Below are 22903 nucleotides of genomic sequence, written 5' to 3' on the forward strand. Positions count from 1 at the left end.
GACGATTCCACGCGTCGGGACGATGACGACGACGATTCCACGACCACCAACGCGAACACCCCGGCGAACACCCCGGCGAATACGCCAGGGAATAAGAAAGTCAGCTTGAAAACGGCGCTTGGCGCGGCTGCTGTTACCGGCCTTGCTGTTGGCGTTGCTGCTGTCATGGCGACTGATGACTCCCCCGGCGGCGAGGAAGAAGCTCCCGGGACCGACGAGACTCCCAAAGACGAGGCGCCCTACGACATCCCTGAGAAAACTCCGACTACCCCGGAAACGCCGACTACCCCGGCGGCGCCGACTATTCCGACTACCCCAGCTGCTCCGACATACCCGACATACCCGACTACCCCAACTGCGCCGACCGCGCCAACCAGTCCGACCAGTCCCACAACGCCGACCAGTCCCACAACGCCGACTACCCCCGGCACGGGCGACTCCGAATCCGGCTTGTTCGGACCGGAGGAACTCGGATCTGGTGAACTCTCAGCGGAGAATCTTGGTTCGGGCGATAGCAAGTCGGATGGATCCGGTAACCGCTCCGGAACCGGTTCGGGTACGGGCCAGAGCCCGAGCCCGAGCCCGAGCCCGAGCCCGAGCCCGAGCCCGAGTCCCACCCCGAACCCCGGCGCCGGTGGCGGCATGGGTGGCCTCGAGAGCTTGATACCTCTCATGGGCTTGATGGGGTCTGGTCTCCTCGGAGACAAAGACGACAGCGGCGATGAGGAGGAATCCGAGGAGGACAAGCCCAAGGACCCGCCGGCTTCCGCACCTGCTCCCAACTCCGGACCGCCTGCGCCGCCTGGAGATCAGCCGCCTGGAGATCAGCCGCCTGGAGATCAGCCGCCTGGAGATCAGCCGCCTGGAGATCAGCCGCCTGGAGATCAGCCGCCTGGGGACCAGCCGCCTGGAGATCAGCCGCCTGGGGACCAGCCGCCTGGGGACCAGCCGCCTGGGGACCAGCCGCCTGGGGACCAGCCGCCTGGGGACCAGCCGCCTGGGGACCAGCCGCCTGGGGACCAGCCGCCTGGGGACCAGCCGCCTGGAGATCAGCCGCCTGCGGACCAGCCGCCTGCGGACGACGAAGACCCTGACGGCCCGGGACTGGGACTATAGGACGGGGCCGGTTCGGATGGGTGCGCCCCTCGCGTGTGGCGGTGGTGGTTTTCGTCGCGCTCGGTAGTGCCCGCCTCATGGCCGTACACGATCCGCCCCTGAGGGGTGGCGCTACCGGAAGTCCAGTGTGCGTTGGGTTCGCCGATACGAGCAGGCGGCGGGTCGTCACCGGATCGTCGCCGCCTTCGGTCGCTTGTCGAATCCGGCTCCGGTGTGCAGACCTGGCGACCGGCGCCGGCGCTCATGCCGGTGGTGTCGAGCCACAGACCGGTCGCATCGATCGGGGTCGGCGCCGGATCCGGTGGTGCGCAGCCGGCGCGGCCGGGTCTCGAGGCGCCGGGCCGGGTTGTGGTGGATTCGCACTGCGCGGTCCACCATTTCGCGGCGGCCCAATCGTTGTGACGGCCTTCCCGGCTGGAGGAACTGAAGGTCGGCTCCCCGCGGACTCGGTTCAGAATGCCGTAGACGACGCCGCACCTGAAACCGAGTTACCGCAACGATCGAAGCCTCCGAGTTCGGACAGGCGGGACATACATCCGCTCGCCTACCCTCACCCCGGGACGAAAACGTGCCGGTTATCGGAGCCGCTGTAGCGGTGAACCGATCAGCGGCGGCGTCCGGGGCAGGCCTTGGCGGACTTCGCCTGATCGACCTCGTCGTCGGTGAGCGCGCGGACCGGGAGCTCTTGGCGGGCGACATCGTCGGCGCGTATTCCGTTGAGCGTGATGGCCATATAGCGCCGCCAGATCTCGGGGTTGATCGGTTTGGCGAATTCGGCCAGGCCGTCGACCATATGGATCATCGCGAAGAGATCCGACGGTTCGATATCGGGCTGTAGGACGCCGGCCTCGCGGGCCCGGTCGACGATCGCGGCGACAGCGGGTTTGATCCGGTCCCGCAGGCCGTGGAAACGTTCGGTGTCGAGGTCGAGTTCGAGGATGACCTCGCTGAACCCGCGGTTGACGGCCAGATGCCGGCAGGCGTACTCGACGAACTGGACCAGGCCGAGCCAGGGATCGGGATCGCGGAGGCTGGCCTCGGCGTGGTCGGCGAAGGCGCTGAGGCTGTGTTCGAAGACCTCGGCGATGAGTTCCTTCTTGTTGGCGAAGCGGCGGTAGACCGTGCCCACGCCCACACCCGCACGTTCGGCGACATCGTCGAGAGTGATCTCGAGCCCACGATCGGCGAACAGTTCACGGGCCGCCTCGACGATGCGTTGCTGGTTGCGTGCGGCATCGGCGCGCAGGCGCCGGGGTGCCCGCAGGGTCGTGGCGTGTTTCACACCGGCATTCTATCAACGCCGGGATTAAGCGGAGGTGCCTTCTCCGTTATTGTGTTAGTCTTCATACAAGCGGAGATACCTTCTCCGCTTTCCTGATCTTCCCATCAATCAACTCTTCCTCCGAGGGGCGAGATGACTACCACGATCGATCGCGGTCCATCCGCGCAGGAAATATCGTCGGGAAGGCGCGGTTCGCACGCGCTGCGGTGGTGGGTTCTCGCCGTGCTCGGCGTCGCCCAGCTCATGGTCGTACTCGATGCGACCGTAGTGAACATCGCGCTTCCCGCCGCCCAGCACGACCTGGGATTCGACGATGCGAGCAGACAGTGGGTGATCACCGGCTACGCCCTGGCGTTCGGGAGCCTGCTGCTGCTCGGCGGCCGGCTCAGCGACCTGTTCGGCCGGCGCAATACCTTCATCATCGGCCTGATCGGCTTCTCGGTCGCCTCCGCGGTCGGCGGCGCGGCCACCAATTTCGAGATGCTGGTGGCGGCCCGGGTCGGCCAGGGTGTGTTCGGTGCGCTGCTCGCCCCGGCTGCGCTGTCGCTGCTCACCGTGACCTTCACCGAGCCGTCGGAACGGGCCAAGGCCTTCGGCATCTTCGGCGCGGTCGCCGGCACCGGCGGCGCCATCGGCCTGCTGCTCGGCGGTGCGCTCACCGAATGGGCCTCGTGGCGCTGGGTGATGTTCGTGAACCTGGCGTTCGCGGCGGTCGCGCTCGTCGGCGCGGTACTGCTGCTGGCCCGTCATGCCGGTGGGTCGCGGCCCAAGCTCGATATCCCGGGTACCGCCGTGGTCACCGCCGCGCTGTTCAGCGTTGTCTACGGTTTCTCCCACGCCGAAAGCGACGGCTGGACGAACTCGATCACCCTGGCGTTCCTCATCGGCGGCGCGGCCCTGCTGGCGGTGTTCGTCTGGCTGGAGACCCGGGTGGCCCATCCGCTGCTGCCGCTGCGCATCGTGCTGGACCGCACCCGCGGCGGCGCCTACCTCGCGGTGTTCGTCATGGGTATCGGGATGTTCGCGATCTTCCTGTTCCTGACCTATTACATGCAGTTGACGCTGGGCTACTCGCCGATCATGACCGGGGTGGCATTTTTGCCGATGGTCGCCGCCATGATCGCCTCCTCGACCACGACACCGTCGTTGCTGCTGCCCAAACTCGGACCGAAGGTGGTCGTCAGCGGCGGATTCGCGATCGCCGCGCTCGGCATGGCCTGGCTGACGCGCATCGGTCTGGACACCGGATACACCACCCATATCCTGCCGGGATTGATCCTGCTCGGCCTGGGGCTCGGTGGCGCGATGTCGACCGCCTTCCAGAGCGCGACCTCCGGTGTGCGTCACGACGATGCCGGGGTGGCGTCCGCGATGATCAACACCAGCCAGCAGGTCGGCGGGTCGATCGGTACGGCGCTGCTGAGCACCATCGCGGCCTCGGCCTCCAGTGATTATCTGGCCGCCCGGGCCCCCGACCGGCTCACCGTCGCGCAAGCGGCAATCGAGAGCTATACCACCAGCTTCACCTGGGCCGCGGGCGTGTTCGTCCTCGGCGCGGTGGCGCTCGCGGTGTTGATGCCCAGCGCGTTGCCGGCACCCGCCGAAGGCGAACCGGTACTCGCGCACTGATATCTCGCGACCGAACCGCCCGCCTCCACCATGTGGGGAGGCGGGCGGTGCTGTATCGACTTCCGGACGACGAGCCGGAAGAACGCTCGAACCGCGCGATCTTCGCGCTCGATGAGCGGCGCGGCGTGCTTTCCGCGCGGGCTCCCGGATATCGGAGATACGCGCGGCGGCCGCGGAAGGCTACTTCTCCGGCGTCGATGCCGTCCGGCGATCAGCCCGCCGGACGAGTCGCCCGGCGGGACCGACGGCGGCCGGGCGCGGGATCGCTCGGCTGGTGTGAAGTGTGGGCGCTGCCCATCCGAGCCGAGCCCGTGGACTGTCCCGCCCCGGACCCCGGCTGCCGCGGCGCCGGCGCGGCGGACCGACGGGGGTTGTGACCCGCCGCGGTGGCCCGTGCCCCGGACCGTCCCGCGGCATTTCCCCGCCGGCCGGCGGATCCGCGCGCGCCCGCGTGCTCGGCAGCACCGGATCGTTCACCCTGCCGCGACCGCTTCGCGGGGTTTTCCACGCGGCCTCGCTCCTCGCCCCCGGCGGTGGTCGTCTCGCGCGCGTCGGAACGCACCGGGTTCGCGTGCCCACCGGCGCCGCCCCGGCGGCCACGCGATCCACGCCGGCCGGTGCGGGAACCGCCGGTGGTCGCGCGCGGGGTGTCCTGCTCGGCCGCGGTGGGCGCCGGGCGGACGGGGGCGGGTTCGGTGAGCGCCCTGCGGTCCGCGAGATCGTCGAGGATGGGGGAATCGATGGTCACCGGGCGCGGGCGGGCATCGATACCGGCCTTGCGCAGCAGCGCCGCCACATCCTTGCGCTGCTCGGGCAGCACCAGCGTCACCACGGTGCCCTCGGTGCCCGCACGGGCCGTGCGGCCGGACCGGTGCAGGTAGGCCTTGTGTTCGGCGGGCGGGTCGACGTGCACCACCAGTTCGAGATCGTCGACGTGGATACCGCGCGCGGCGATATCTGTCGCGACCATGACCTTGGCGGTACCCGCGGCGAAGGCGGCGAGGTTGCGGTCGCGCGCGGGCTGGGAGAGGTTACCGTGCAGGTCGACGGCGGCGATACCCGCGCGGGTCAGCTCCCCGGCGAGCCGGCGGGCGTGATGTTTGGTGCGCATGAAAAGGATTCGGCGCCCACTGCCCGCGGCGAGCGCGCGCACGAGTTCCTTCTTCGCCGCGGCCCCCTCGACCTCGAAGATGTGATGGGTCATCTTCGGCGGTGGCGCGGCGGCCTCGTCGACCGAATGCGAGATCGGCGCATGCATGAAGCGGTCGACCAGTTTCCCGACACCGTTGTCCAGCGTCGCCGAGAACAGCAGGCGCTGGCCGTCGCGCGGTGTGGCCGTGAGGATCCGGATCACGCCCGGCAGGAAGCCGAGATCGGCCATATGGTCGGCTTCGTCGAGCACCGTGATACGCACCGCGTCCAGCGACAAGGCCCGCTGCTGCATCAGATCCTCGAGCCGGCCCGGGCAGGCGACGACGATATCGATGCCCTGCTTCAGGGCTTTGATCTGGCGGTTCACCGGCACCCCGCCGAAAACAGTGGTCACCCGAAGACCGCACACCTGGGCCAGCGGAGCGACCGTCGCGGCGATCTGGGTCGCGAGTTCCCGGGTGGGCGCCAGGATCAGCCCGGTGGGCCGGCCGGGGACGCGGGGCGCGCCGGCGAGCAGCGCGACCACCGGGATACCGAACGCCAAGGTCTTGCCGCTACCGGTCTTCCCCCGGCCGAGGACATCGCGACCGGCGAGCGTATCGGGCAGGGAGGCGTTCTGGATGGGGAAGGGTTCGATGATACCGCTGTCCGCGAGTTTCGCGACGATATCGGCCGGGACGCCGAGGTCGGTGAACGTCTGCGCGGCAGCAGTGTTGGCAGGCATGAAGGTATGAGCGCCTTTCGGCATCGGAGGTGATACCGCGACGTCCGTTCGGACCGTCTGTCCGCGCCTCCTCGAGGTGGCGGTGTCGCGGGTCCCGACGCGAAAGGCTGATGATCCGCGACGGAGAGTACATATGTGCGCATCGGGCGCGGGTACTGAAGTGATCCTACCGTACCGCCCGTTTCGTGCCGGACCGGTGAGCAACGGCACGGTGTGACGCATCTCCATCCGGCGCGGCAGCCGAATGCCACCGCCGGCGGATCGCCCCGAGCATCGTGTCCACCGAGTGGTCGGCCGAGCAGGGTGCCGGCGGGGACCACATCGGCGCCGAATTCGCCGAGCCGCCGGACGGTGCGTTCGCGTGGCTCGGGCGCGGGAGGCGCCGCAGAGGCTCATTCGGCCCGGACCATGAAAAGTAGTAGCGCGAGACTATTTTCGAAATCCTGTCGCCGAGCACCGGAAATTCGAATCACACACCGGCGGGCAGCACAATCCGGCCAAGCGCTCCAATTCCATCACCCCGCCCGGCGTGGTATATCTCTGCTGCGGCGCCCGGCCGGGCTCCGTCGAGTTACGTCGAAGAAGAGTGTGCGCGTGTCCAATCCAACCGAACCCACTCGCGGGCCGAACCCGCGCCCCCATTCGCCGGCGACCGGCGCCGCGGCTTCCAAGAGCGCCCGGGACGCCGAGCGCGGGGTAATGCTCGTCTCGGGGGCGGGTATCGCGCTGGCCGTCGTCGGTTTGGTGGTCACCCTGCTCGTCGGATCCGGTTCCACGGACGCGGAAGCCGATACGGCACAGGCGATTACAACGAGTGAGAGTCCGGCGCCGCCGGTGGCCCCGGCCCCGGCCCCCGCGCCGCTGCCCAAGCGGTATCTGGCCGATATGTCGCCCACCAGCGGAACCGCGTATACCGGGACGATATCGGTCAACGGCGTCCCCTACCCGCATTCGATCTATCAGCAGTTCAGCGGCTGCGATACCGAGGTGGACCACACCTACAACCTGAATCGTGAATGGTCGCGCTTCAGCTCGACTATCGGTATCGCCGACGGCGGCAATTCCCAATCGGTGCTCCAGTTCGAGGTGATCGCCGACGGAAAGTCGATCTATTCCTCGGGCAACGTTCCCGTGGGGCAATCGCCGACGGTGGATGTGCCGGTCGCGGGTGTGCAGAACCTGACGATCAGTTTCCTGTTCGTCGGAGGGAATATGGAGAGCTGCAGTCAGGCGGGTAACGGCGTATGGGGCGACGCGGGGCTCACGAAGTAAGGTGATCCGGGCGGCGTAGGCCGAGTCCCTCAGAAATGGACGAGGATGCGGCCCTTGTTGCCCGGGTCCGAATCCACCCGCCGGTAGAGTTTCTTCAGGCTCGGCTGACCGAGTTTGGCGAGCACACGACGTTTCAACGTGCCCGAGCCCTTCCCGGGGATGATCTGCAGCAGGGCGACCTTCTGTGCCGAAGCTCGGAAGAGCGCGCTGCGCAGTACGTTGTCGATATCACGATCACTCCGGAAGACCGGGTGGAGATCGACTGTGAGTGTCTTCGTCAAACGAACTCCTGAAGGCTGCCGCGGGCGGCCCGCTCGACGCATGGATCATCGCAGCCTAGTGAGCGAGCTGCGGCGAGCGGCTGCCGTGCGCTCCCCGGTACGGGGAATCCGGCCCCCGCCGGCCCGGACGCACAGGACGATGGCGGAATCGGATAGAGCATCGGCGGCCTCTCTGAACTCGGAGCGCGGCGAACTCGGGTCGGCACGGGGCGGCATGGCGCAGAACGGCCCGCCGGCGTGCCCGGCGGCACCGACCGTGGGGTGGAACTGCCCATGAACCTTCACCCTGGTCCGCATCTCAACCAATTTCACACGGGTTGGGCCCGCGCGGGTGGTCGTATCGTCCGCGCGGGGATTGCGCCGATGCCCTGGTCGATGTCGATCTTCTTCGCTCGGTGCCGGATCAGCGCGGGGCGTAGGTCATGCAGTGGGCCGTGTGGCCGGCGCTGCCCGGGCCGACCCGGATCGCGCCTGCGGTGCATTCGAGAGCGGCGTTGTGGGCGCAGTCGGTGCGCTGGCAGGCGCCGACCATGCTGGTGACGGTGTCGAGGCCGCCCTTGGTCGCCAGCGGTATGAAGGTCGTGCAGTCGGCGCTGCCGTTCTGCCCGGTGACGTTGATCGCGAACGCGTGGCATCCGTCGTGGTTGTACGAACAGCTGTTCACTGTGCATTCGCTGACATGCGGCATTCCCGTAGTGGCCATGTGCTGCGTCCTCCGGAAGTGTTCGGGAGTCGTGCTCGTGCGGCTACCGCCGTAGGCCGGTTGGCGTGGGCTGGAGATCTCAGTATGGCGTGCTGTCCGCCGTTCGTACCGGCGCATCCAGGGGCGGTGACAGAACGTAGCGAAATGGTTGCCGAAAGGGGCATGGGCCGTTGCCGGGCGATTATGTGAACGATATTTACTAAAACCTGTTCACAAATGAGGTGTGGTGTGGTTCACTCGCGGGGACAGGGTTCCCGCGAGGGGGCATCGTGATGCGATACCTCCGTCAACGCTTCGGCCTCCGCGGACCGGATGTATCAGCTTCGTAAGGAGGCGCTATGACGACTTCTCTCTCCCACGACTTCGATTTCACCGATCCCGACCTCTTGGCGGCCCGGCTGCCCATCGAGGAATGGGCCGAACTGCGCCGGACCGCGCCGGTGTGGTGGGTCGACCAGCCGAACGGGGTGAGCGGGTTCGACGACGGCGGTTACTGGGTGGTCAGCAAACTCGACCACATCAAGGAGATCTCGAAGAACTCCGAGGTCTTCTCCACCCACGCCAATACCGCGGTGATCCGCTTCAACGGCGATATCGCCCGCGAGGAGATCGATATCCAGCGCGCGATGCTGGTCAACACCGACCCGCCCGAGCACGACAAACTGCGCCGCATCATCTCCCGCGGCTTCACGCCGCGTGCTGTGCAGAGCCTGCGTGACGCCCTGCACGAGCGGGCCGAGCGGATCGTGCACGAGGCCAAGCGGGCCGGTAGCGGCGATTTCGTCCAGCAGGTCGCGTGTGAGCTGCCGCTGCAGGCCATCGCCGAACTGCTCGGGGTGCCGCAGGAGGACCGCGGCAAGCTGTTCGAGTGGTCGAACCAGATGATGGGCTACGACGACCCCGAATACGCCGACAGCTACAAAATGGCCAATGCGCAGGTAATGGGGTACGCCTGGAACCTGGCCGAAGAACGCCGCGGCTGCCCGGCCGATGACATCATCAGCCAGCTGCTCAGCGCCGATATCGACGGCGAGGCGCTGAGCTCGGAGGAATTCGCCTGGTTCGTCATCCTGCTGGCGGTGGCCGGTAACGAAACCACCCGTAATGCCACCACCCACGGGATGAAGGCGTTCGTGGACAATCCGGAACAGTGGGAGCTGTACCGGGCCGAGCGGCCGCGCACCGCCCCCGACGAGATCGTACGGTGGGCCACCCCGGTCATCGCGTTCCAGCGGACCACCCTGCAGGACACGGAGATCGGCGGGCAGGCCATCGCCAAGGGGCAGCGGGTGGGTCTGTTCTACGCCTCGGCCAACTTCGACGAGGACCATTTCACCAAGCCGTTCGAATTCGACGTCACCCGCAACCCGAACCCGCACGTCGGCTTCGGTGGCACCGGCACCCACTATTGCGTCGGCGCCAACCTGGCCCGCCTGCAACTGGACCTGATCTTCAACGCCATCGCCGACGTGATGCCGAACCTGCGTCAGGTCGCCGAACCCGTTCGGCTACGGTCGGGTTGGCTGAACGGAATCAAGAACTGGCAGGTCGCATACGAATGACACCACCCGCCCGGCGGGGCCGGATGCCCGCGGTCAGTGACGCGGACATCCGGCGCGTGGCTGTGGAGCTACTGGTCGAACAGGGAGCGGAGGCGCTGACCCTGCGCGCCATCGCGCGGGAACTCGGCATCACCGCCCCCGCCCTCTACCGCTACTACCCGTCCCGGGAGGAATTGCTGGTCGCGTTACGGCGCGATATCTGCATCCGGCTGGCCGACGAACTCGGTGCGCAGGTGGCCGAACTACCGGACGACGGGGTGGTCCGGTTGTTCGCCATCTGCCGGGCGTTCCGGCGTTGGGCGCTGGCCCACCGCAACGAATTCACCCTGGTCTTCGCCTCGCCGACGGCCGGCGGTCCGGGTACGGTCCGCCGCTTCGACGAAGCGTTCGGGCTGGTGTTCCTGGAAGCCGCGGGCAAGCTGCTCGCGGCCTACGACCTGGCCACTCCGCCGACCGAATCGATTCCCGAAGCGCTGCGCGCCGATCTGATCGCGTTCCAGAACGAGCTGCTGGCGCTGCTCGCCGGAGCGGAGCAGAAGTTCCCGGCCGAGAAGTTCGACCTCGGGGTGGCGTACCTGATGATGACGGTCTGGGTCCGGCTCTACGGCCACGTCACGCTGGAAGTGTTCGGTAACTACCCGATGCCGGTGAGCGACCCTGATGTGCTGTTCGACGCGGTGCTCACCGACCTCGCCGCCGGGATGGGGCTCGGCGCGGGCGAGCCGGGATAGGCCGGTTTGCCGGGTCAGGCCATTTCCGGGACCCGCAGGTGGGCGAGTGCCAGTTCGAACTCGCGCACGTCGAGCGCTTCGACCCCGGTCTGCCGGGCCGCGTCGACCCGCAACGCCGCCGACTGCTCACGGCCTGCCCGCATCGCCGCGGCGCTGTCGTAACTGGTGCACGAGACCGCGCGGCCGGACCTCCGGTTGATCATCAGGCTCGCGCTGCAGAACCCCTCCAGGTCCTCCATGGCGGGCAGAGTGGCGGACTTGTAGATCTCGACGGCCGAATCGAGACGGCTCGGATCGGTCTTGACCCAGGTCGCGCGCACGCATGCGCCCTCCTCCGCGTGATGAGCCCGATGCAGTCCCGCGATTTCCCATTCCTCGATCTGTGCGCCACCGCCGAACGTCGCGGCTGCGCGGTCGCGCAGCCGGCCGACCCGCTCTCTGCTGTCGCGCATCGCGTCCTCGGACTCCCACGCGCTGGTGGCGATGCAGTGCCCGGTGTCCCGGTCGACCAGCAGCGACAGCCCGATACACCCGGGGATTTCCCGTAAGCCCGGCAGCACGACATCGCGCATATGTGCGATCCCCGCGTCGATCGCGGAGGGTTGCGCCTGAATAGTGGTGGATCGCGCGAACACGAGCCACCCCCTCTCTGCTCGAGGCGGCGCCCCGGTGGCGCCACCGGTGTCCTTCAACCCTGCTCTCCACTCGTCGCGGTGGCAAGAGGGCAGCCCCGCGGACCGCGCGCGGGGCGATCTCCGCTTCGCGCGAACCCGCCCGGCTACACTGATCACCCGCATCACCTGTGCGGCGCGCGGACGCGCCGAACTGCTCGAATTCGTGGAAAACCGAACGAGACGGGACAGGGAAATCGATGACCATCATTCGCACGCTGCGTACCGCTGCACCGGGCCTGATCCTCGCGATCGTCGCGACGGCGGCCCTCGCGCTGCCCGCCTCGGCCGCGCCCCGGCCCACCGTGGTCCTGGTGCACGGCGCGTTCGCCGACCCGACCAGCTGGGACGGAGTTGCCGCGCGACTGCGGGGGCAGGGCTACGAGGTACTGACGCCGGTGAACCCGTTGCGCGGCCCGGCCCATGATTCCGCCGCCGTCGGGCGCACCCTCGACACCGTCGACGGACCCATCGTGCTGGTCGGGCACTCCTACGGCGGGTCGGTGATCAGCAATGTGCACGACCCCGATGTCGTCTCCATGGTCTACGTCGCGGCCTTCGCGCCGACCCAGGGTGAATTCGCGCAGCAGGCACTGGACCCGGTGCGGTTCCCCGGTAGCCGACTGCTGCCCCCGGCGCTGCAGGTGAAGGTCGTCGAGGATCCGCAGGGCATCGCGGGACGCAATATCGACGGCTATGTGGCACCCGAATACTTCCACGACGTCTTCGCGCAGGATGTCGACGACGCCACCGCCGCCGATATGCTCGCCCATCAGCAGTCGATCGCCCTGGCCGCCAATCTCGAGCCCTCCGGTGCCCCGTCGTGGTCGGGTGAACCCACCTGGTACCTGGTTTCCGCGCAGGACCGGGTCATCCCGCCGGCCTCGCAGCGATTCATGGCCGAACGAATGGGCGCGCAGACCACCGAACTCGACGCGTCCCATGCCTCGCTGGTCTCGCAACCGGACGCGGTGGCCGCGGCGATCGTGACCGCGGCGGGCTGATCTCGCGAACCGGATGGCCCGCTACGGGGGCGCCGGCCCGTGGCGGCGGGCGCCGGGCCGGGCTCGCGAACACACCGAGGGATGACAGCGCCGACCGGACCACCGCGCGGAATTACGTTCCGGCGCGGTGGAATATCGGTGCGGGGCATGATGCGGCGCACCGATTGTGCGGTCGGCTCCGGGCATCTCAAACTCTCTCTGATCGCCTCGAAAACTCAAGGAGACAAGCATGTCCGAGCCAGTCATCCAACTTCCGACCCCCGGCGAGTCGATGTACGAAACGCTCGAGCGGATAATTCGTGCGGGTGAGGTCGTGCCCATCGAACTGCTCGGCGGGGTCGGCGCCTACATCGCGGTCAGTCACCGTGCCGCCGCCGCGGTGCTCGACGACAAGATCTTCGCCAAGCATCCGTCCAAGTGTCCTGCGCTGCACGACGGCCGGATCCCCGCCGATTGGCCGCTGCGCGCCCTGACCGACGCCGAACATATGCTGAATCAGGACGGTGCCGCGCACCGGCGGTTGCGCCAGACGATCAACAAGGCGTTCACCCCGGCCCGGATCGCGGCGCTGGAACCGCGGATCCAGCAGATCGCCGACGATCTCATCAACGCCTTTCCCGATTCGGAAGAGATCGATCTGGTCGCGAACTACACTGTCCCGTTGCCGGTCCGGGTGATCTGCGACCTGTTCGGAGTGCCGCTGGCGGCGCAGTCGCAACTCAAGGACTGGACCCTGACGATCGTCTCGGCGCACAGTACCGGCGAACAAACCCAAGCGGCCATGGCAGCGATGAGCGGCTATTTCGTCGAGCTGCTCGCCCACAAGCGGGCCGAACCGGGGGATGATCTGACCTCGGCGCTGTTGCAGGCCAACGCCGCGAACGAGCTCACCGAGGAGGAACTGATCGGTGTGCTGTGGCTGGTCATCGTGGCCGGGCACGAGACCACGGTTCACCTGCTGGGCAATGCGGTGATCGCGCTGCGGGACCATCCCGCACAGCTGGCGCGGGCGCAGGCCGAGAATCGCTGGGCCGATGTGGTCGAAGAAGCGCTGCGCTATCGCTCTTCGGTGGTCGGTGCGCTGATGCGCTATCCGCTCGAAGACGTGACGGTCGCCGGTGTCGATATTCCCGCGGGTACGCCGACGCTGTGGTGGGGTGGCGCCGACCGGGATCCGCTGCTCGTCCCGAACGCCGAGGTATTCGATATCGACCACGAGCACCGCGACCAGCTCGTATTCGGCCGCGGACCACATTTCTGCCTGGGTGCACCGCTGGCCCGGCTGGAGAGCCGGATCGCCCTGCAGACGCTGTTCACTCGGTTCCCGAAGCTGACCCTGGCCGTGCCCGGCACCGAGGTCGAGTACGCGGTGCAGATCAGCACGGTGGGTCCGGAGAAACTTCCGGTGCGGCTGAACTCCGGTTCCTAGGCCGGGTTCGGATCCGCCGGCTCCCCTGTGCCGTCCATGGACTCGGTACACCTGCTGCCGGCTCCCCTGTGCCGTCCATGGACTCGGTACACCTGCTGCGCCGGAACTCCCGCGGCGTCATGCCGAACCGTTCCTTGAACGCTGCCGAGAACCAGGCGGGGGTGAAACCGCAGCGGGCCGCCAGTTCCGCGATGGTCAGGGTGGCGCGCGGGTCCGCCAGGAGTTCGCGTGCCACCCGCAGGGCCTCGTCGCGGCGCAGGTCCCGGAAGGTCGTCCCGGTTTCGTGCAACACCACCCGCAGCTGCCGGGGCGACCAGCCGAGCGCGTGCGCCACCGCGGGCAGGCGCACATCGGAGCGGCCGATGTGCTCGCGCAGATACCGCCGGATGCTCTCGGCGACCGCCGCGTGATGGGTCGACTGCGGGCCGGTGTCGCCGGCGGCCATCATGCACAGCAGTTCGGTGATCCGGTCGCAGACCGCGTTGAACTCACGTTCGCTCAGCCCGGACTGTTCGGCGTGGACGCCGCGGATCATATCGCCCGCCACCCGGCCCAGGCCCCGGTTCATATCGACGACGACGTTCATATGCCGGCGCGGAGGGAGCCGGGCCTCGAACTCGGTGCGCGGGACCTGGAATCCGTAGGCCGCCGCATCGGGAATATGCAGACGGCACGGTACCTCCAGTCCGGCCACGATCGCGTGCCCGCGCGGGACGCGGGTCACCTCGTCGTGGAAGCGGATGGCGAAATCACCGCGGTCGGGAAGGACGACCCAGAAGAAATCGTCGCCGGGAACGCGGCGGATATGGCGCCGGGTCCGGTGGCACAGGCGATTTCCGTGCTGGTCCCAGCGCAACAGGGTGTAGGTGCCCGACTCCTGGGCGGTGAGTCCGGCGTGCCAGTTCTCGTGGGCGCCGAATTCATGTGCCATGGGCACGAAGCCGTCGGCGAGCTCGGAGAAGGATTCGGGTCCGCAGGCGGCCACCTGATACCAGCGCATGGTCACCTTCCCCTCGATCGAATTCGGCTGCCCCCGTACACCCGGCCGATACGATCGGCGTTCTCACAATACTGGTCCCGGCCGGTTCCGATGCGTTGTGGCCGTGAAATACTCTCGGAGCCTGTGGGTTTCGCGCCCGAGCTGTAGCATCCGCCGTAGCGCGCCGCATAGGCGGTGGTCGCGAGTATGCGGCCGCCGAAGCCTGCAATAAGCGAGCGGCTCGGGCCACGCCCGAATCCTTTTCCGGATTTCGTGCCTCTCATATATGTCTCGGCAGACGCCGGGACGAAGAGGAGGTTGTCGTGATCATTGGTATCGGTATCGTCGGCGGGCTGGTACTGCTGTGTACGTGCATGTTCGTCCTACGGCGCAAGCGAGCCGGGCGTGGCTGAGGTGACCTGGCCCGAGGAGCAGCTGATCACCGCCGCGCAGAGCGGTGACCTCGACGCGATCGCCGCGGTGGTGTCGGCCGCCCACCCGAACGTCCAGCGGTTCGCCCGATCCCTGTGCGCCGACGCGGAGGATGCCCAGGACGCGGCGCAGGAGGCTCTCATCATCCTGTACCGGAAGATCGGGATGCTGCGGGCCACCGGCGCGCTGGCGTCGTGGATGTTCCGCATCGTCCGCAACGAGTGCCTGCGACGTGCGCGGCGACGAGTGCACGAGCACACGCCGGTGCCCGATATCGCGGTGACCGCCTCGGCCGAGCACGAGGTTCTGCGACGACTGGACGCGGGCCGGGTAGCGGCCGCGGTCGCGGCCCTGCCTCCTGATCAGCGCCGGGTGCTGATCCTGCGCGATATCCAGGGCTACAGCGGGCGTGTGGTCGCCGAGGTACTGGGGATCGGTCCGGCAGCGATGAAATCGCGCCTGCACCGCGCCCGCGCCGCGGTCCGGCACACGCTGCGCGCCACAACCGGAACAGGTCACGGAGGCCATGATGAGCAGAACAACATCTGACGGCCCGGATTTCGCGAGCGCCTCCCCGATCGAGCACGTAGTGCGCGGTGTGGTGGGCTTCGGCGCGCTGATCGGCGCGGTGGCACTGATCCCGGTCGTCGGCCCGATCGGTCTGCTGCTGCTGCCCGTCGGTCTGATCGCGCTGCGCGGTTGTCCGATGTGCTGGACGATCGGGCTGGTACAGACCATCTCGCGCGGCCGGCTGCAGCGCTCCTGCGGGGACGACCGGTGCACACTGACCGTCGCCGGCCGGGAAGGCGCCGCCAGATAGTCGCCCGCTTCTCCGGTCCAGGCGGCGATAATCCGCCCGCGGCCGGCCCGCGGCCCGTACGCTGCGGAGACGGCCGCCGGGTAGGGCACCGGTGCGGCGACGAGAGTGGATACGGCTATGACGTCGGAGATCGGTTTCCATCCGGACCTGCGCCGTGCGCGCTTCCTGCCGCGCACCGTGGTGTCCCCGCGCACCCTCCCGGTGATCCGCGGGCTCGGCGACCGGGCCGGGCGGGCGCAACCGGCGGGCGGGACGATCGAGCGGGTGGACGCGCAGGTGACGGTCCGGGTGTTCCGGCCCGCCGGGGCGTCCGGCCCGGTGCCCGGGCTGCTGTACGTGCACGGCGGGGGATATGTCATCGGCAACGCGGCCATGGGGGACCGGTTCTGTGCGACCGTGGCCGCACGACTCGGTGCGGTCGCGGTATCGGTCGAGTACCGGCTGGCGCCCGAGCACCCCTATCCGGCCCCGCTCGAGGACTGCTACGCGGGTTTGCGATGGCTGGCCGCGTTGCCCGAGGTGGATCGGGACCGGATCGCGATCGCGGGGGAGAGCGCGGGCGGCGGCCTGGCCGCCGCGGTGGCGCTGCTGGCCCGCGACCGCGGTGAGGTACAGCCGGTGCTGCAACTGCTGTCCTACCCGATGCTGGACGACCGGACCTCGGCGCGCACCGATATCGATACCCGGTGGCTGCGTGTGTGGAGCCGCCGCAGCAATGGTTTCGGCTGGCGAAGCTATCTGGGCGAACTCCGCGCCGCGGCGGTTCCACCGCTGGCGGCGCCGGCCCGATACGACGATCTCACCGGACTCCCACCCGCCTGGATAGGGGTCGGCACCCATGACCTGTTCTACGACGAGGATCTCGCCTACGCCGACCGGCTGCGCCGCGCGGGGGTGCCCTGCACTCTGCACGAGGTACAAGGCGCCTACCACGGATTCGACCTCGTCGAGCGCGCCGCGCCGGTCTCCCGTGACTACCGGGGTGCCCAGCTGTCGGCGCTGGATGCAGCGCTGGGTGGAGCCGTCCGGGCCGAGTGAGCAGGGCCGCCTCGCGGCGTACCGGGCCCTTCCTGGCTTCGGTGTCCGGTGAACACCCGCCTCGTTCTTCGCCGAAATCGATCGGTGTGCGGTGGTGCCGCGGGGCGGTCGTGGGCCCACCGGCCGGGCCGGGAAGGTGGCAGACTGCGGATATGAGCACACCGGATTGGGCTGATGTGGACCGGTACGTGGTGGATCACCTGGCGCGCGACGGCGAGACGAGTGCGACGCTGCGGGCCAACGCGGACGCGGGTCTGCCCGCCATCGACGTCTCCGAGGCCCAGGGCAAATTCCTCTACCTGCTCGCCCGGTCCATGGGGGCCGCACAAGTACTGGAAATCGGCACGCTGGGCGGTTTCAGCACCCTGTGGCTGGCCCGCGGGGTCGGGGACGCGGGCCGGGTGACGACGCTGGAATTCGACGAGCGCCACGCCGAGGTCGCGCGGGCGAATCTGGATCGCGCCGGTGTCGGCGCCCGGGTCGATATCCGGGTCGGCGCGGCCCTGGAGAGCCTGCCCGTCCTCGCCCGTGAACAGCCCGAGCCGTTCGACCTGGTGTTCATCGACGCGGACAAGGTGAACAACTCGAATTACGTGCAGTGGGCACTGCGGCTGACCCGGCCCGGCGCGGTGGTCGTGGTCGACAATGTGGTGCGCGGAGGCCGGCTGGCCGACGAGTTCGACACCGACCCCGCGGTGACGGCGAGCCGGGAACTGGTGCGATTGCTGGCCGACGAACCACGCCTGGACGCGACCGTGCTGCAGACAGTGGGTGCGAAAGGCTGGGACGGTTTCGCTTTCGCCGTCGTGAACTGAGCACGGGCACCCGGCCCTCACGAATCCGGATTCGCGGAGGCGGTGATCCGGCCGTCCTCGATCGCGCGGAGCAGCGCGGCGTGGTCGCGGGCGTTGCGATCGGCGTAGTCCTCGGCGAAATCCGTGATCGCCGCGTCGAAATCGTCATCGGAGCCCAGGTATCCGGCGATTCCGAAACGGTCACCGCCGCGGGCGTGGGCCTGGGCCAGCACCCGCGCGCACAGCCGCCCGTAGAGCGCCATGAGGTCGGGTGACATGGTCTCGATCACCGCCGAACCCTTGCCGTCGCGGAGTTGGCGGATATAGAAATCGCGGGTCACGCCGTCGGGATCGGGGCCGGGGTGCTGCTGCCAGCCGAGGAAGATATCGCTGGCCGCCTGCATCAGCCGCTGTCCGCTCACCACCCGTTCGCCCTGGTTCGTGTACTCGGGCCCGGCGAGATAATGCGCGAGAACCGAGGGCTGTGCCTCCTTGGCCTGGAGGAACAATGGTTCCGCACCTGGACCGCGCAGCAGGATGATCCAGGTGCGGGTGCCCACACTGCCGACCCCGACCACCTTGCGCGCCGCGTGCACATACTCGAAACGGTCCAGCAGGAAGCGGCGGTCTGGTTGCAGGGTGCCGCGATAATCGGCCAGGCGCCGCATCAGGGCCCGGTGCACCGTCTCGGCGTCGGCGCCGGTGTAGAGCTCCTCCACCGGGACGATCAGCGGCGGCATGCTCACGATGCGCGGTTGTCCGTCGTGCGGCGCGGTCAGCTTGGACAATGCCTGGAAACTGTCGCGGCCCCAGGCTTTGTCGATGCTCTTCTGAACGCGTTTGCGCATCGACGAATCGAGGACCTCGCGTAGTTCGGCCATATCCGCCGCGGCGTCGATATGGGAGTACCAGACGGCCAGTTCACCGCGTCCTGCCTGGTAGATCATCGTTTCGCGGTACTCGGCCACGCAGGCGCGGGTGATCCGGCGCCGCTGCTTATTCTTGAAACCGTTGTCGCGCCCGGCGACAGTGAGACTCGCGGCCAGTCTCTTCACGTCCCATTCGAAGGGGCCGGGATAGGTTTCGTCGAAATCGTTGACGTCGAAGGCGAGCTGGCGTTCCGGGGTGGCGTAGAGGCCGAAGTTGCTCAGGTGGGCGTCACCGCACAGTTGGGTGTGCAGACCGGTGCCGGGGCAGCGGGACAGATCGTCGGCCATCACCAGCGCCGCACCCCGGAAGAAAGCGAACTCGGAGACCGCCATCCGGCCATAGCGGACGGGGACCAGTTCGGGCACCCGCGTCCGGGTCTGCGAGTCCAGGAGGGCCAGCGGGTCACGATCCGGGGCGGCCGCCGATGCGGCGACCGCGGCGAACGGGATGCGGTCGCGCTGCCGGGCGCCGTGTTCGATGCGCTCCGCGCGGGACGGGGGAGCGGGCCGGGCCCGATCGGCGTGGGGTTCGCCCATAGGCGCACGGTAGGACGGGCGCATACGCCTTGTCGTCACCCGATCCGGGTGAGGGAGCCGGTGGATACGGCCCGCTTCGGATCACTGTGCGTGTGGCCTCGGCCGGTGGCCGGCGTTCTGCTCGGCGGGTGATGAAGAGGTGGCGATGGTGGACGGCGGCGCGGGATCGGTCCCGCGGGCGGAACTTCCGGAGACCACCGCCTTCGCCGGCCTGGGCAGGCCCTACAGCCCGCCGGCAGCCGGCGCCGCGGGGTCGGCCGCCGTCAGCACCCGCGCCCGGACGCGGCATCGTCACACGCCGGGTTTCCCGTGGCGACAGACAAGCCGGCGTCCGGGTGCCAGGGGTCCCCGGTGCGATTACGACCGAACCTCGGTGGCGATGGTGCCGTCGACGACCTCGGCGAGCATCCGGCCCCATTCCGGATAGGTGCGCACCTTCTGTAGGTGCAGCTCCTCGACCTTCGCGGTCAGGTCCGGGTCGGGATCGTCGGAGAAGCGGACGGCGGACAGCCGGGCGATGTAGGGGAAGATGCGCGGGTCACCGGACAGGTGCACGGGATCGTGCAGATAGCGCTCGAGCGCGGCGAGGTCGGCGACCGCGGCGGTATAGGCGTGGGTGAAACCGTCGCGTGGGTCACCGATATCACGGCCGACGCAGCCGAACAAGACGGATTCCACGCCGGCGGTGCGGCGCATGGTGTCCAGCACCAGGGCCTCTTCCGCTTCCGAGACACCATCTCGGAAGCTGAACCGCAGGACGTTGACGATCATTCGATACCTCCAAACTTGAACCAGCTGGTTCAGATTAACGATCTAACAGGTTTTGTCAACGGTATGGAATCATGAACCAGTGGGTTCAACCATTCGGGGCGGGCGTTAGTATCGAGGCGTGCGTGCGCGAGTGGAGGATGGTCCGGTGGGCGGCCGGATCGACAAGCGGCTGGCGATTCTCGACGCGGCCTTCGCCGTATTCGCCCGGCTCGGTTACGAGCAGGCCTGCGTGAAGGAGATAGCCGCCGAAGCCGGGGTGGCCAAACCCACCGTCTACAACCACCTGACCGATAAGGAGAGCCTGCTGCGGGAGGCGCTGATCATGGCGGCCGACCGGGTGGGTGCCGACTGCCTCGCCGCGGTCGAGCGCCTGCGCAACCCCGGCTCCGATCTCACCGCGGCGCTGGAGGATACGGCCCGGCGGCTGCTGCGCATCTGCGCCGGGGACACCTCGCACGCCTTGCGCCGGCTCACCGCCGCGCAGGCCAACCGGCTGCCCGACCTGGCGTTGCTCGTCCGGGAGCGCACGGCGACCGCGACCCTGGACGCGCTCACCGACCGGCTGGGCCTGCTCGCCCTGTCCGGGGCATTGCGCACCACCGACCCCGCCACCGCCGCCGAACAGTTCCTCGCGCTGCTGACCGGCCCATTGGAGAACCGTTCCGCGCACGGCACCCGCAGGGTCCCACCCGCCGAACTCCGCGCGATCGCCACCGCCGCGGTCGCGACCTTCCTGGCGGCCTACGGGACCGGCGCGGACCGTCCGGAGAGCGGCACCCGGCCGCGGTGAGCCCGGCCGCGCGCCCGGTCAGCCGAAACGGCGCAGTGGCGGATCGGCGCCCCTCGGGAACAGGAAGTTCGTCGCCGTAATCGCGTACCCAGGCGGCCAGGGCGCGCAACGGTCCGTCCACCAGGCTCGCGCCCAGTTCGGTCAGCCGGTATTCCACCGCGGGCGGTGCGGCCGGGTCCGGACGCCTCGCGACCAAGCCGCGCCCGAGCAGCCGGCGCAGTGATTCGGTGAGTGTTTTGTCGCGGATTCCGCCGATCCCGGTGCGCAATTCGACCCGTCGCCGGGGGCCGTCGGCGAGGGCGGCCAGAATCACCGGGTCCCAGGTGTGAGCGAACAGGTCGAGTGCACCCCGCAGCCGGCAGTCCGCGATCGGGTCGGTCTGGTCGTGGTATTCGGTCATCGCCCACCAGCGTCGCGGTCCGGTACGCACCGATCGGTGCGTATTCCGCTCCCTACGGTAGCCCTCGCACACGGTTCGCGGAGACGGAGGAGACGAGGGTGCGGATAGCGATTCTGGGAACGGGTCATCTGGCCGGAGCTCTCGGCCGATGCTGGGTACGGGCGGGGCACCGGGTCACCGTCGCGGGACGGTCGCCGGAGAGGGCTACGGAGCTGGCGCGACGGCTCGGCGGCCCGACCCGCTCGGCCGCGGCAGAAGAGGCCGTACGCGAAGCGGACGCGATACTGCTCGCGGTGCCCTGGGACGTGGCCGGCGCGGTGCTGGAGGCCGCCGGCGCAGGCGGCGCAGATCTGGCGGGCGCAACGATCATCGACCCGACCAACCCGGTCGAACACGGGGTGGGCGTGGTGCTGGGCCCCGCGGGCGGATCGAATGCCGAACGGATCGCCGCGGCGGCGCCGGGCGGCCGGGTGGTGAAGGGTTTTCATCTGGTGCCGTCCACCCAGTGGGGTCTGTCCGGTGCGGCGACGACGGTCGTCCTGTGCGGGGACGATCCGGGTGCGCTGCGCGTGGCCGCGACGCTGGTACGCGATGCCGGGGCGGAACCGGTCGTGGTGGGATCGCTGGCGCGGGCGCGGCAACTCGAGGAGGTGGCCGGGCTGTTCATCACGCTGGCGTTCGCCGGAGTGGATCCCCGGACCGTGGCGCCGGGTCTGCCACCGGTGCGGTCGTGATCGCGGGCACGGGGGCGTGCGACACCACCGCGGCGGTCGTCCGGTATGACACCGTCTCCACCGCCCTGGCACGAGTTCGCCCGCGATCCGGTCGTCCACGGCACCCGTGGAATCCGGCGCTGAGCGGGGCCCAGGGCGATTCCGAAATATTTTTCGGGGACGGCGATGATTCCGCGGCCGGTGCTCCGTCGTATCGGTTGAACGCGCCACCAACCCGGCGCGACCGACCAGAAGGATCAGAAATGACCACCGCCGCCCCCACCGCTCACCTCTCCGACGACATCACCGGCCGTCCCGGCACGATCCGCAACCGGATTCTGTGGACCCTGCAGATCCTGCTCGGCCTCTTCTTCATCATCGCCTCCGGCGGGCCGAAGCTCGTGATACCGAATGTTCTGGCGGACAACGCCCCCGAAAATTTGACCATTCCCTTCGGGCTGCTCGTCTTCATCGGGGTGGTCGAGGTCGCGGGCGGTATCGGCCTGATGGTGCCGCGGCTGAGTGCCCTCGCCGCCGCGGGTCTTTCCGTACTCACCGTGCTCGCCGCCGGGACGCAGGCCTTCATCGCCGACAAGCCCGCCATGGCCATCTTCCCGCTGGTACTCGCCGCGATCTTCGCCTGGATCGCCTACGAGCGCCGCTCCGGTATCACCGATCTGCGCACCTCGCTCTCGCGATGACGAATCCACACGCACGACCGGCGATCGGTGGCTCCGAGCCACCGATCGCCGGTCGTGCGTGCTCATGATCGGTCGTCTGTCGGGTTGGCGGCGATCGATCCCGCGGACATCCGGCGCGGCACCCCGGCCGTGTGCCGGATGCGGCCTTTTCCGGGCGCCTGGATCACCGGCCCGGTGCCGTCGGGGCCGGCCTGCCGGCCGCGAAATCGTCACGGATCGAAGCGAGAATCCGGGCGAGGTGTTCGGGATGGGTGAGATGTGGATAGTGGCCGGCGCCCGCGATCTCGGTGACCGGGGCGGTGACCGCGGTGGTCAGCGGATCGCCGGATCCGGTGACCAGGTGGACCGGCACGCGGAGTTCGTCGAGGAGGCGGCGGGCGGTCGCGTGGGCGTCCGGCCTGCCGGCGGCGCGCAGGGCCGCGACCGTGCGGCGCGCGACACCG

Annotated in this window: 23 protein-coding genes and 1 pseudogene; 13 read left to right on the forward strand and 11 right to left on the reverse strand. The window is 68.8% G+C overall.

The genetic code is table 11. The annotated features are described in order from the left end of the window. Positions 1 to 670: 670 nt before the first annotated feature. Both NS4_RS33925 and NS4_RS29650 read right to left on the reverse strand, forming a co-directional pair. Positions 671 to 1195, reverse strand: coding sequence for a pentapeptide repeat-containing protein (locus tag NS4_RS33925; RefSeq protein WP_084487841.1), 525 nt, complete (start codon positions 1193 to 1195; stop codon positions 671 to 673). 525 nt (positions 1196 to 1720) lie between these two features. After that, the gene (locus tag NS4_RS29650; protein ID WP_063062787.1) at positions 1721 to 2398 is read right to left on the reverse strand and encodes a TetR/AcrR family transcriptional regulator; all 678 of its coding nucleotides are present in this window, start codon (positions 2396 to 2398) and stop codon (positions 1721 to 1723) included. Positions 2399 to 2530: 132 nt separating this feature from the next. Here NS4_RS29650 and NS4_RS29655 point away from each other — a divergent pair, with 132 nt between their 5' ends. After that, positions 2531 to 4027, forward strand: coding sequence for an MFS transporter (locus NS4_RS29655; RefSeq protein ID WP_063062788.1), 1497 nt, complete (start codon positions 2531 to 2533; stop codon positions 4025 to 4027). 211 nt (positions 4028 to 4238) lie between these two features. Here the strand turns inward: NS4_RS29655 and NS4_RS29660 are convergent, their stop codons facing one another. After that, the gene (locus NS4_RS29660; protein WP_063062789.1) at positions 4239 to 5903 is read right to left on the reverse strand and encodes a DEAD/DEAH box helicase; all 1665 of its coding nucleotides are present in this window, start codon (positions 5901 to 5903) and stop codon (positions 4239 to 4241) included. A 594-nt stretch (positions 5904 to 6497) separates the two neighbouring features. Between NS4_RS29660 and NS4_RS29665 the strand changes: the two genes are divergently transcribed. Beyond that, on the forward strand, positions 6498 to 7175 hold the full coding sequence (locus NS4_RS29665) for an NPCBM/NEW2 domain-containing protein (RefSeq protein ID WP_063062790.1): 678 nt from the start codon (positions 6498 to 6500) through the stop codon (positions 7173 to 7175). 29 nt (positions 7176 to 7204) lie between these two features. Here NS4_RS29665 and NS4_RS29670 read toward each other — a convergent pair whose 3' ends face one another. Continuing rightward, a complete protein-coding gene (locus tag NS4_RS29670; RefSeq protein ID WP_218020429.1) occupies positions 7205 to 7456 on the reverse strand; it encodes a Smr/MutS family protein in 252 nt (83 codons plus the stop codon). Between the two features lie 403 nt (positions 7457 to 7859). Further along, complete coding sequence (locus NS4_RS29675; RefSeq protein WP_063062792.1) at positions 7860 to 8159, reverse strand: DUF1540 domain-containing protein; 300 nt, start codon at positions 8157 to 8159, stop codon at positions 7860 to 7862. 338 nt (positions 8160 to 8497) lie between these two features. On the opposite strand from NS4_RS29675, the gene NS4_RS29680 reads away from it, so the two are divergent. Both NS4_RS29680 and NS4_RS29685 read left to right on the forward strand, forming a co-directional pair. Further along, the gene (locus NS4_RS29680) at positions 8498 to 9721 is read left to right on the forward strand and encodes a cytochrome P450 (protein ID WP_063062793.1); all 1224 of its coding nucleotides are present in this window, start codon (positions 8498 to 8500) and stop codon (positions 9719 to 9721) included. Further along, on the forward strand, positions 9718 to 10452 hold the full coding sequence (locus NS4_RS29685) for a TetR/AcrR family transcriptional regulator (RefSeq protein WP_063062794.1): 735 nt from the start codon (positions 9718 to 9720) through the stop codon (positions 10450 to 10452). The genes NS4_RS29680 and NS4_RS29685 overlap by 4 nt, the downstream gene beginning before the upstream one ends. A 14-nt stretch (positions 10453 to 10466) precedes the next feature. Here the strand turns inward: NS4_RS29685 and NS4_RS29690 are convergent, their stop codons facing one another. Further along, the gene (locus NS4_RS29690; protein ID WP_063062795.1) at positions 10467 to 11087 is read right to left on the reverse strand and encodes an antibiotic biosynthesis monooxygenase; all 621 of its coding nucleotides are present in this window, start codon (positions 11085 to 11087) and stop codon (positions 10467 to 10469) included. Between the two features lie 236 nt (positions 11088 to 11323). Here NS4_RS29690 and NS4_RS29695 point away from each other — a divergent pair, with 236 nt between their 5' ends. Both NS4_RS29695 and NS4_RS29700 read left to right on the forward strand, forming a co-directional pair. Further along, positions 11324 to 12127: an alpha/beta hydrolase gene (locus tag NS4_RS29695; protein ID WP_063062796.1), complete on the forward strand. Its 804-nt coding sequence runs from the start codon at positions 11324 to 11326 to the stop codon at positions 12125 to 12127. A 229-nt stretch (positions 12128 to 12356) separates the two neighbouring features. Further along, positions 12357 to 13556: a cytochrome P450 family protein gene (locus tag NS4_RS29700; protein ID WP_084487843.1), complete on the forward strand. Its 1200-nt coding sequence runs from the start codon at positions 12357 to 12359 to the stop codon at positions 13554 to 13556. On the opposite strand, the gene NS4_RS29705 is transcribed toward NS4_RS29700, so the two are convergent. Then, positions 13504 to 14556: a helix-turn-helix transcriptional regulator gene (locus NS4_RS29705; RefSeq protein ID WP_063062798.1), complete on the reverse strand. Its 1053-nt coding sequence runs from the start codon at positions 14554 to 14556 to the stop codon at positions 13504 to 13506. The genes NS4_RS29700 and NS4_RS29705 overlap by 53 nt on opposite strands. Positions 14557 to 14940: 384 nt before the next feature. Here NS4_RS29705 and NS4_RS29710 point away from each other — a divergent pair, with 384 nt between their 5' ends. The 4 genes from NS4_RS29710 to NS4_RS29725 all read left to right on the forward strand — a co-directional run bounded on the left by NS4_RS29710 (position 14941) and on the right by NS4_RS29725 (position 17640). Continuing rightward, a complete protein-coding gene (locus tag NS4_RS29710) occupies positions 14941 to 15516 on the forward strand; it encodes an RNA polymerase sigma factor (RefSeq protein ID WP_063062799.1) in 576 nt (191 codons plus the stop codon). Further along, positions 15497 to 15787, forward strand: coding sequence for a hypothetical protein (locus NS4_RS29715; RefSeq protein ID WP_063062800.1), 291 nt, complete (start codon positions 15497 to 15499; stop codon positions 15785 to 15787). The genes NS4_RS29710 and NS4_RS29715 overlap by 20 nt, the downstream gene beginning before the upstream one ends. Positions 15788 to 15904: 117 nt before the next feature. Further along, a complete protein-coding gene (locus NS4_RS29720; RefSeq protein ID WP_063062801.1) occupies positions 15905 to 16825 on the forward strand; it encodes an alpha/beta hydrolase in 921 nt (306 codons plus the stop codon). A gap of 152 nt (positions 16826 to 16977) precedes the next feature. Continuing rightward, entirely contained in the window at positions 16978 to 17640 is a 663-nt protein-coding gene (locus NS4_RS29725) for an O-methyltransferase (protein WP_063062802.1), read from the forward strand. Positions 17641 to 17657: 17 nt separating this feature from the next. Here NS4_RS29725 and NS4_RS29730 read toward each other — a convergent pair whose 3' ends face one another. Both NS4_RS29730 and NS4_RS29735 read right to left on the reverse strand, forming a co-directional pair. After that, positions 17658 to 19085, reverse strand: a complete 1428-nt coding sequence (locus NS4_RS29730; RefSeq protein ID WP_063062803.1) for a DUF2252 domain-containing protein — start codon at positions 19083 to 19085, stop codon at positions 17658 to 17660. Positions 19086 to 19442: 357 nt separating this feature from the next. After that, the gene (locus NS4_RS29735; protein ID WP_063062804.1) at positions 19443 to 19856 is read right to left on the reverse strand and encodes a Dabb family protein; all 414 of its coding nucleotides are present in this window, start codon (positions 19854 to 19856) and stop codon (positions 19443 to 19445) included. 118 nt (positions 19857 to 19974) lie between these two features. Between NS4_RS29735 and NS4_RS29740 the strand changes: the two genes are divergently transcribed. Then, positions 19975 to 20646 (forward strand): TetR/AcrR family transcriptional regulator, encoded by a 672-nt coding sequence (locus NS4_RS29740; RefSeq protein ID WP_063062805.1) that lies wholly within the window; start codon positions 19975 to 19977, stop codon positions 20644 to 20646. 79 nt (positions 20647 to 20725) lie between these two features. Here NS4_RS29740 and NS4_RS31825 read toward each other — a convergent pair. Beyond that, positions 20726 to 21046, reverse strand: a pseudogene (locus tag NS4_RS31825) (winged helix-turn-helix transcriptional regulator); the annotation flags it as partial. Between NS4_RS31825 and NS4_RS29745 the strand changes: the two are divergent. Both NS4_RS29745 and NS4_RS29750 read left to right on the forward strand, forming a co-directional pair. Beyond that, positions 20989 to 21780, forward strand: coding sequence for an NADPH-dependent F420 reductase (locus NS4_RS29745; RefSeq protein ID WP_281220056.1), 792 nt, complete (start codon positions 20989 to 20991; stop codon positions 21778 to 21780). The pseudogene NS4_RS31825 and the gene NS4_RS29745 sit on opposite strands and share 58 nt — an antisense overlap. A 242-nt stretch (positions 21781 to 22022) precedes the next feature. Beyond that, positions 22023 to 22460: a DoxX family protein gene (locus NS4_RS29750; protein ID WP_063062807.1), complete on the forward strand. Its 438-nt coding sequence runs from the start codon at positions 22023 to 22025 to the stop codon at positions 22458 to 22460. Between the two features lie 163 nt (positions 22461 to 22623). Here NS4_RS29750 and NS4_RS32750 read toward each other — a convergent pair. Next, a partial coding sequence (locus NS4_RS32750; protein WP_369690236.1) for an alpha/beta fold hydrolase occupies positions 22624 to 22903 on the reverse strand: 280 nt, incomplete at its 5' end.

This window comes from Nocardia sienata NBRC 100364, assembly GCF_001613205.1.
GTDB lineage: Bacteria > Actinomycetota > Actinomycetes > Mycobacteriales > Mycobacteriaceae > Nocardia > Nocardia sienata.

Coding starts and splice junctions, on each gene's coding strand:
- NS4_RS33925 (WP_084487841.1), bottom strand. CDS start 1,195: ATGAGGCGGGCACTACCGAGCGCGACGAAAACCACCACCGCCACACGC.
- NS4_RS29655 (WP_063062788.1), top strand. CDS start 2,531: ATGACTACCACGATCGATCGCGGTCCATCCGCGCAGGAAATATCGTCG.
- NS4_RS29660 (WP_063062789.1), bottom strand. CDS start 5,903: ATGCCTGCCAACACTGCTGCCGCGCAGACGTTCACCGACCTCGGCGTC.
- NS4_RS29675 (WP_063062792.1), bottom strand. CDS start 8,159: ATGGCCACTACGGGAATGCCGCATGTCAGCGAATGCACAGTGAACAGC.
- NS4_RS29680 (WP_063062793.1), top strand. CDS start 8,498: ATGACGACTTCTCTCTCCCACGACTTCGATTTCACCGATCCCGACCTC.
- NS4_RS29685 (WP_063062794.1), top strand. CDS start 9,718: ATGACACCACCCGCCCGGCGGGGCCGGATGCCCGCGGTCAGTGACGCG.
- NS4_RS29695 (WP_063062796.1), top strand. CDS start 11,324: ATGACCATCATTCGCACGCTGCGTACCGCTGCACCGGGCCTGATCCTC.
- NS4_RS29700 (WP_084487843.1), top strand. CDS start 12,357: ATGTCCGAGCCAGTCATCCAACTTCCGACCCCCGGCGAGTCGATGTAC.
- NS4_RS29705 (WP_063062798.1), bottom strand. CDS start 14,556: ATGCGCTGGTATCAGGTGGCCGCCTGCGGACCCGAATCCTTCTCCGAG.
- NS4_RS29715 (WP_063062800.1), top strand. CDS start 15,497: ATGAGCAGAACAACATCTGACGGCCCGGATTTCGCGAGCGCCTCCCCG.
- NS4_RS29720 (WP_063062801.1), top strand. CDS start 15,905: ATGACGTCGGAGATCGGTTTCCATCCGGACCTGCGCCGTGCGCGCTTC.
- NS4_RS29725 (WP_063062802.1), top strand. CDS start 16,978: ATGAGCACACCGGATTGGGCTGATGTGGACCGGTACGTGGTGGATCAC.
- NS4_RS29730 (WP_063062803.1), bottom strand. CDS start 19,085: ATGGGCGAACCCCACGCCGATCGGGCCCGGCCCGCTCCCCCGTCCCGC.
- NS4_RS29735 (WP_063062804.1), bottom strand. CDS start 19,856: ATGATCGTCAACGTCCTGCGGTTCAGCTTCCGAGATGGTGTCTCGGAA.
- NS4_RS29750 (WP_063062807.1), top strand. CDS start 22,023: ATGACCACCGCCGCCCCCACCGCTCACCTCTCCGACGACATCACCGGC.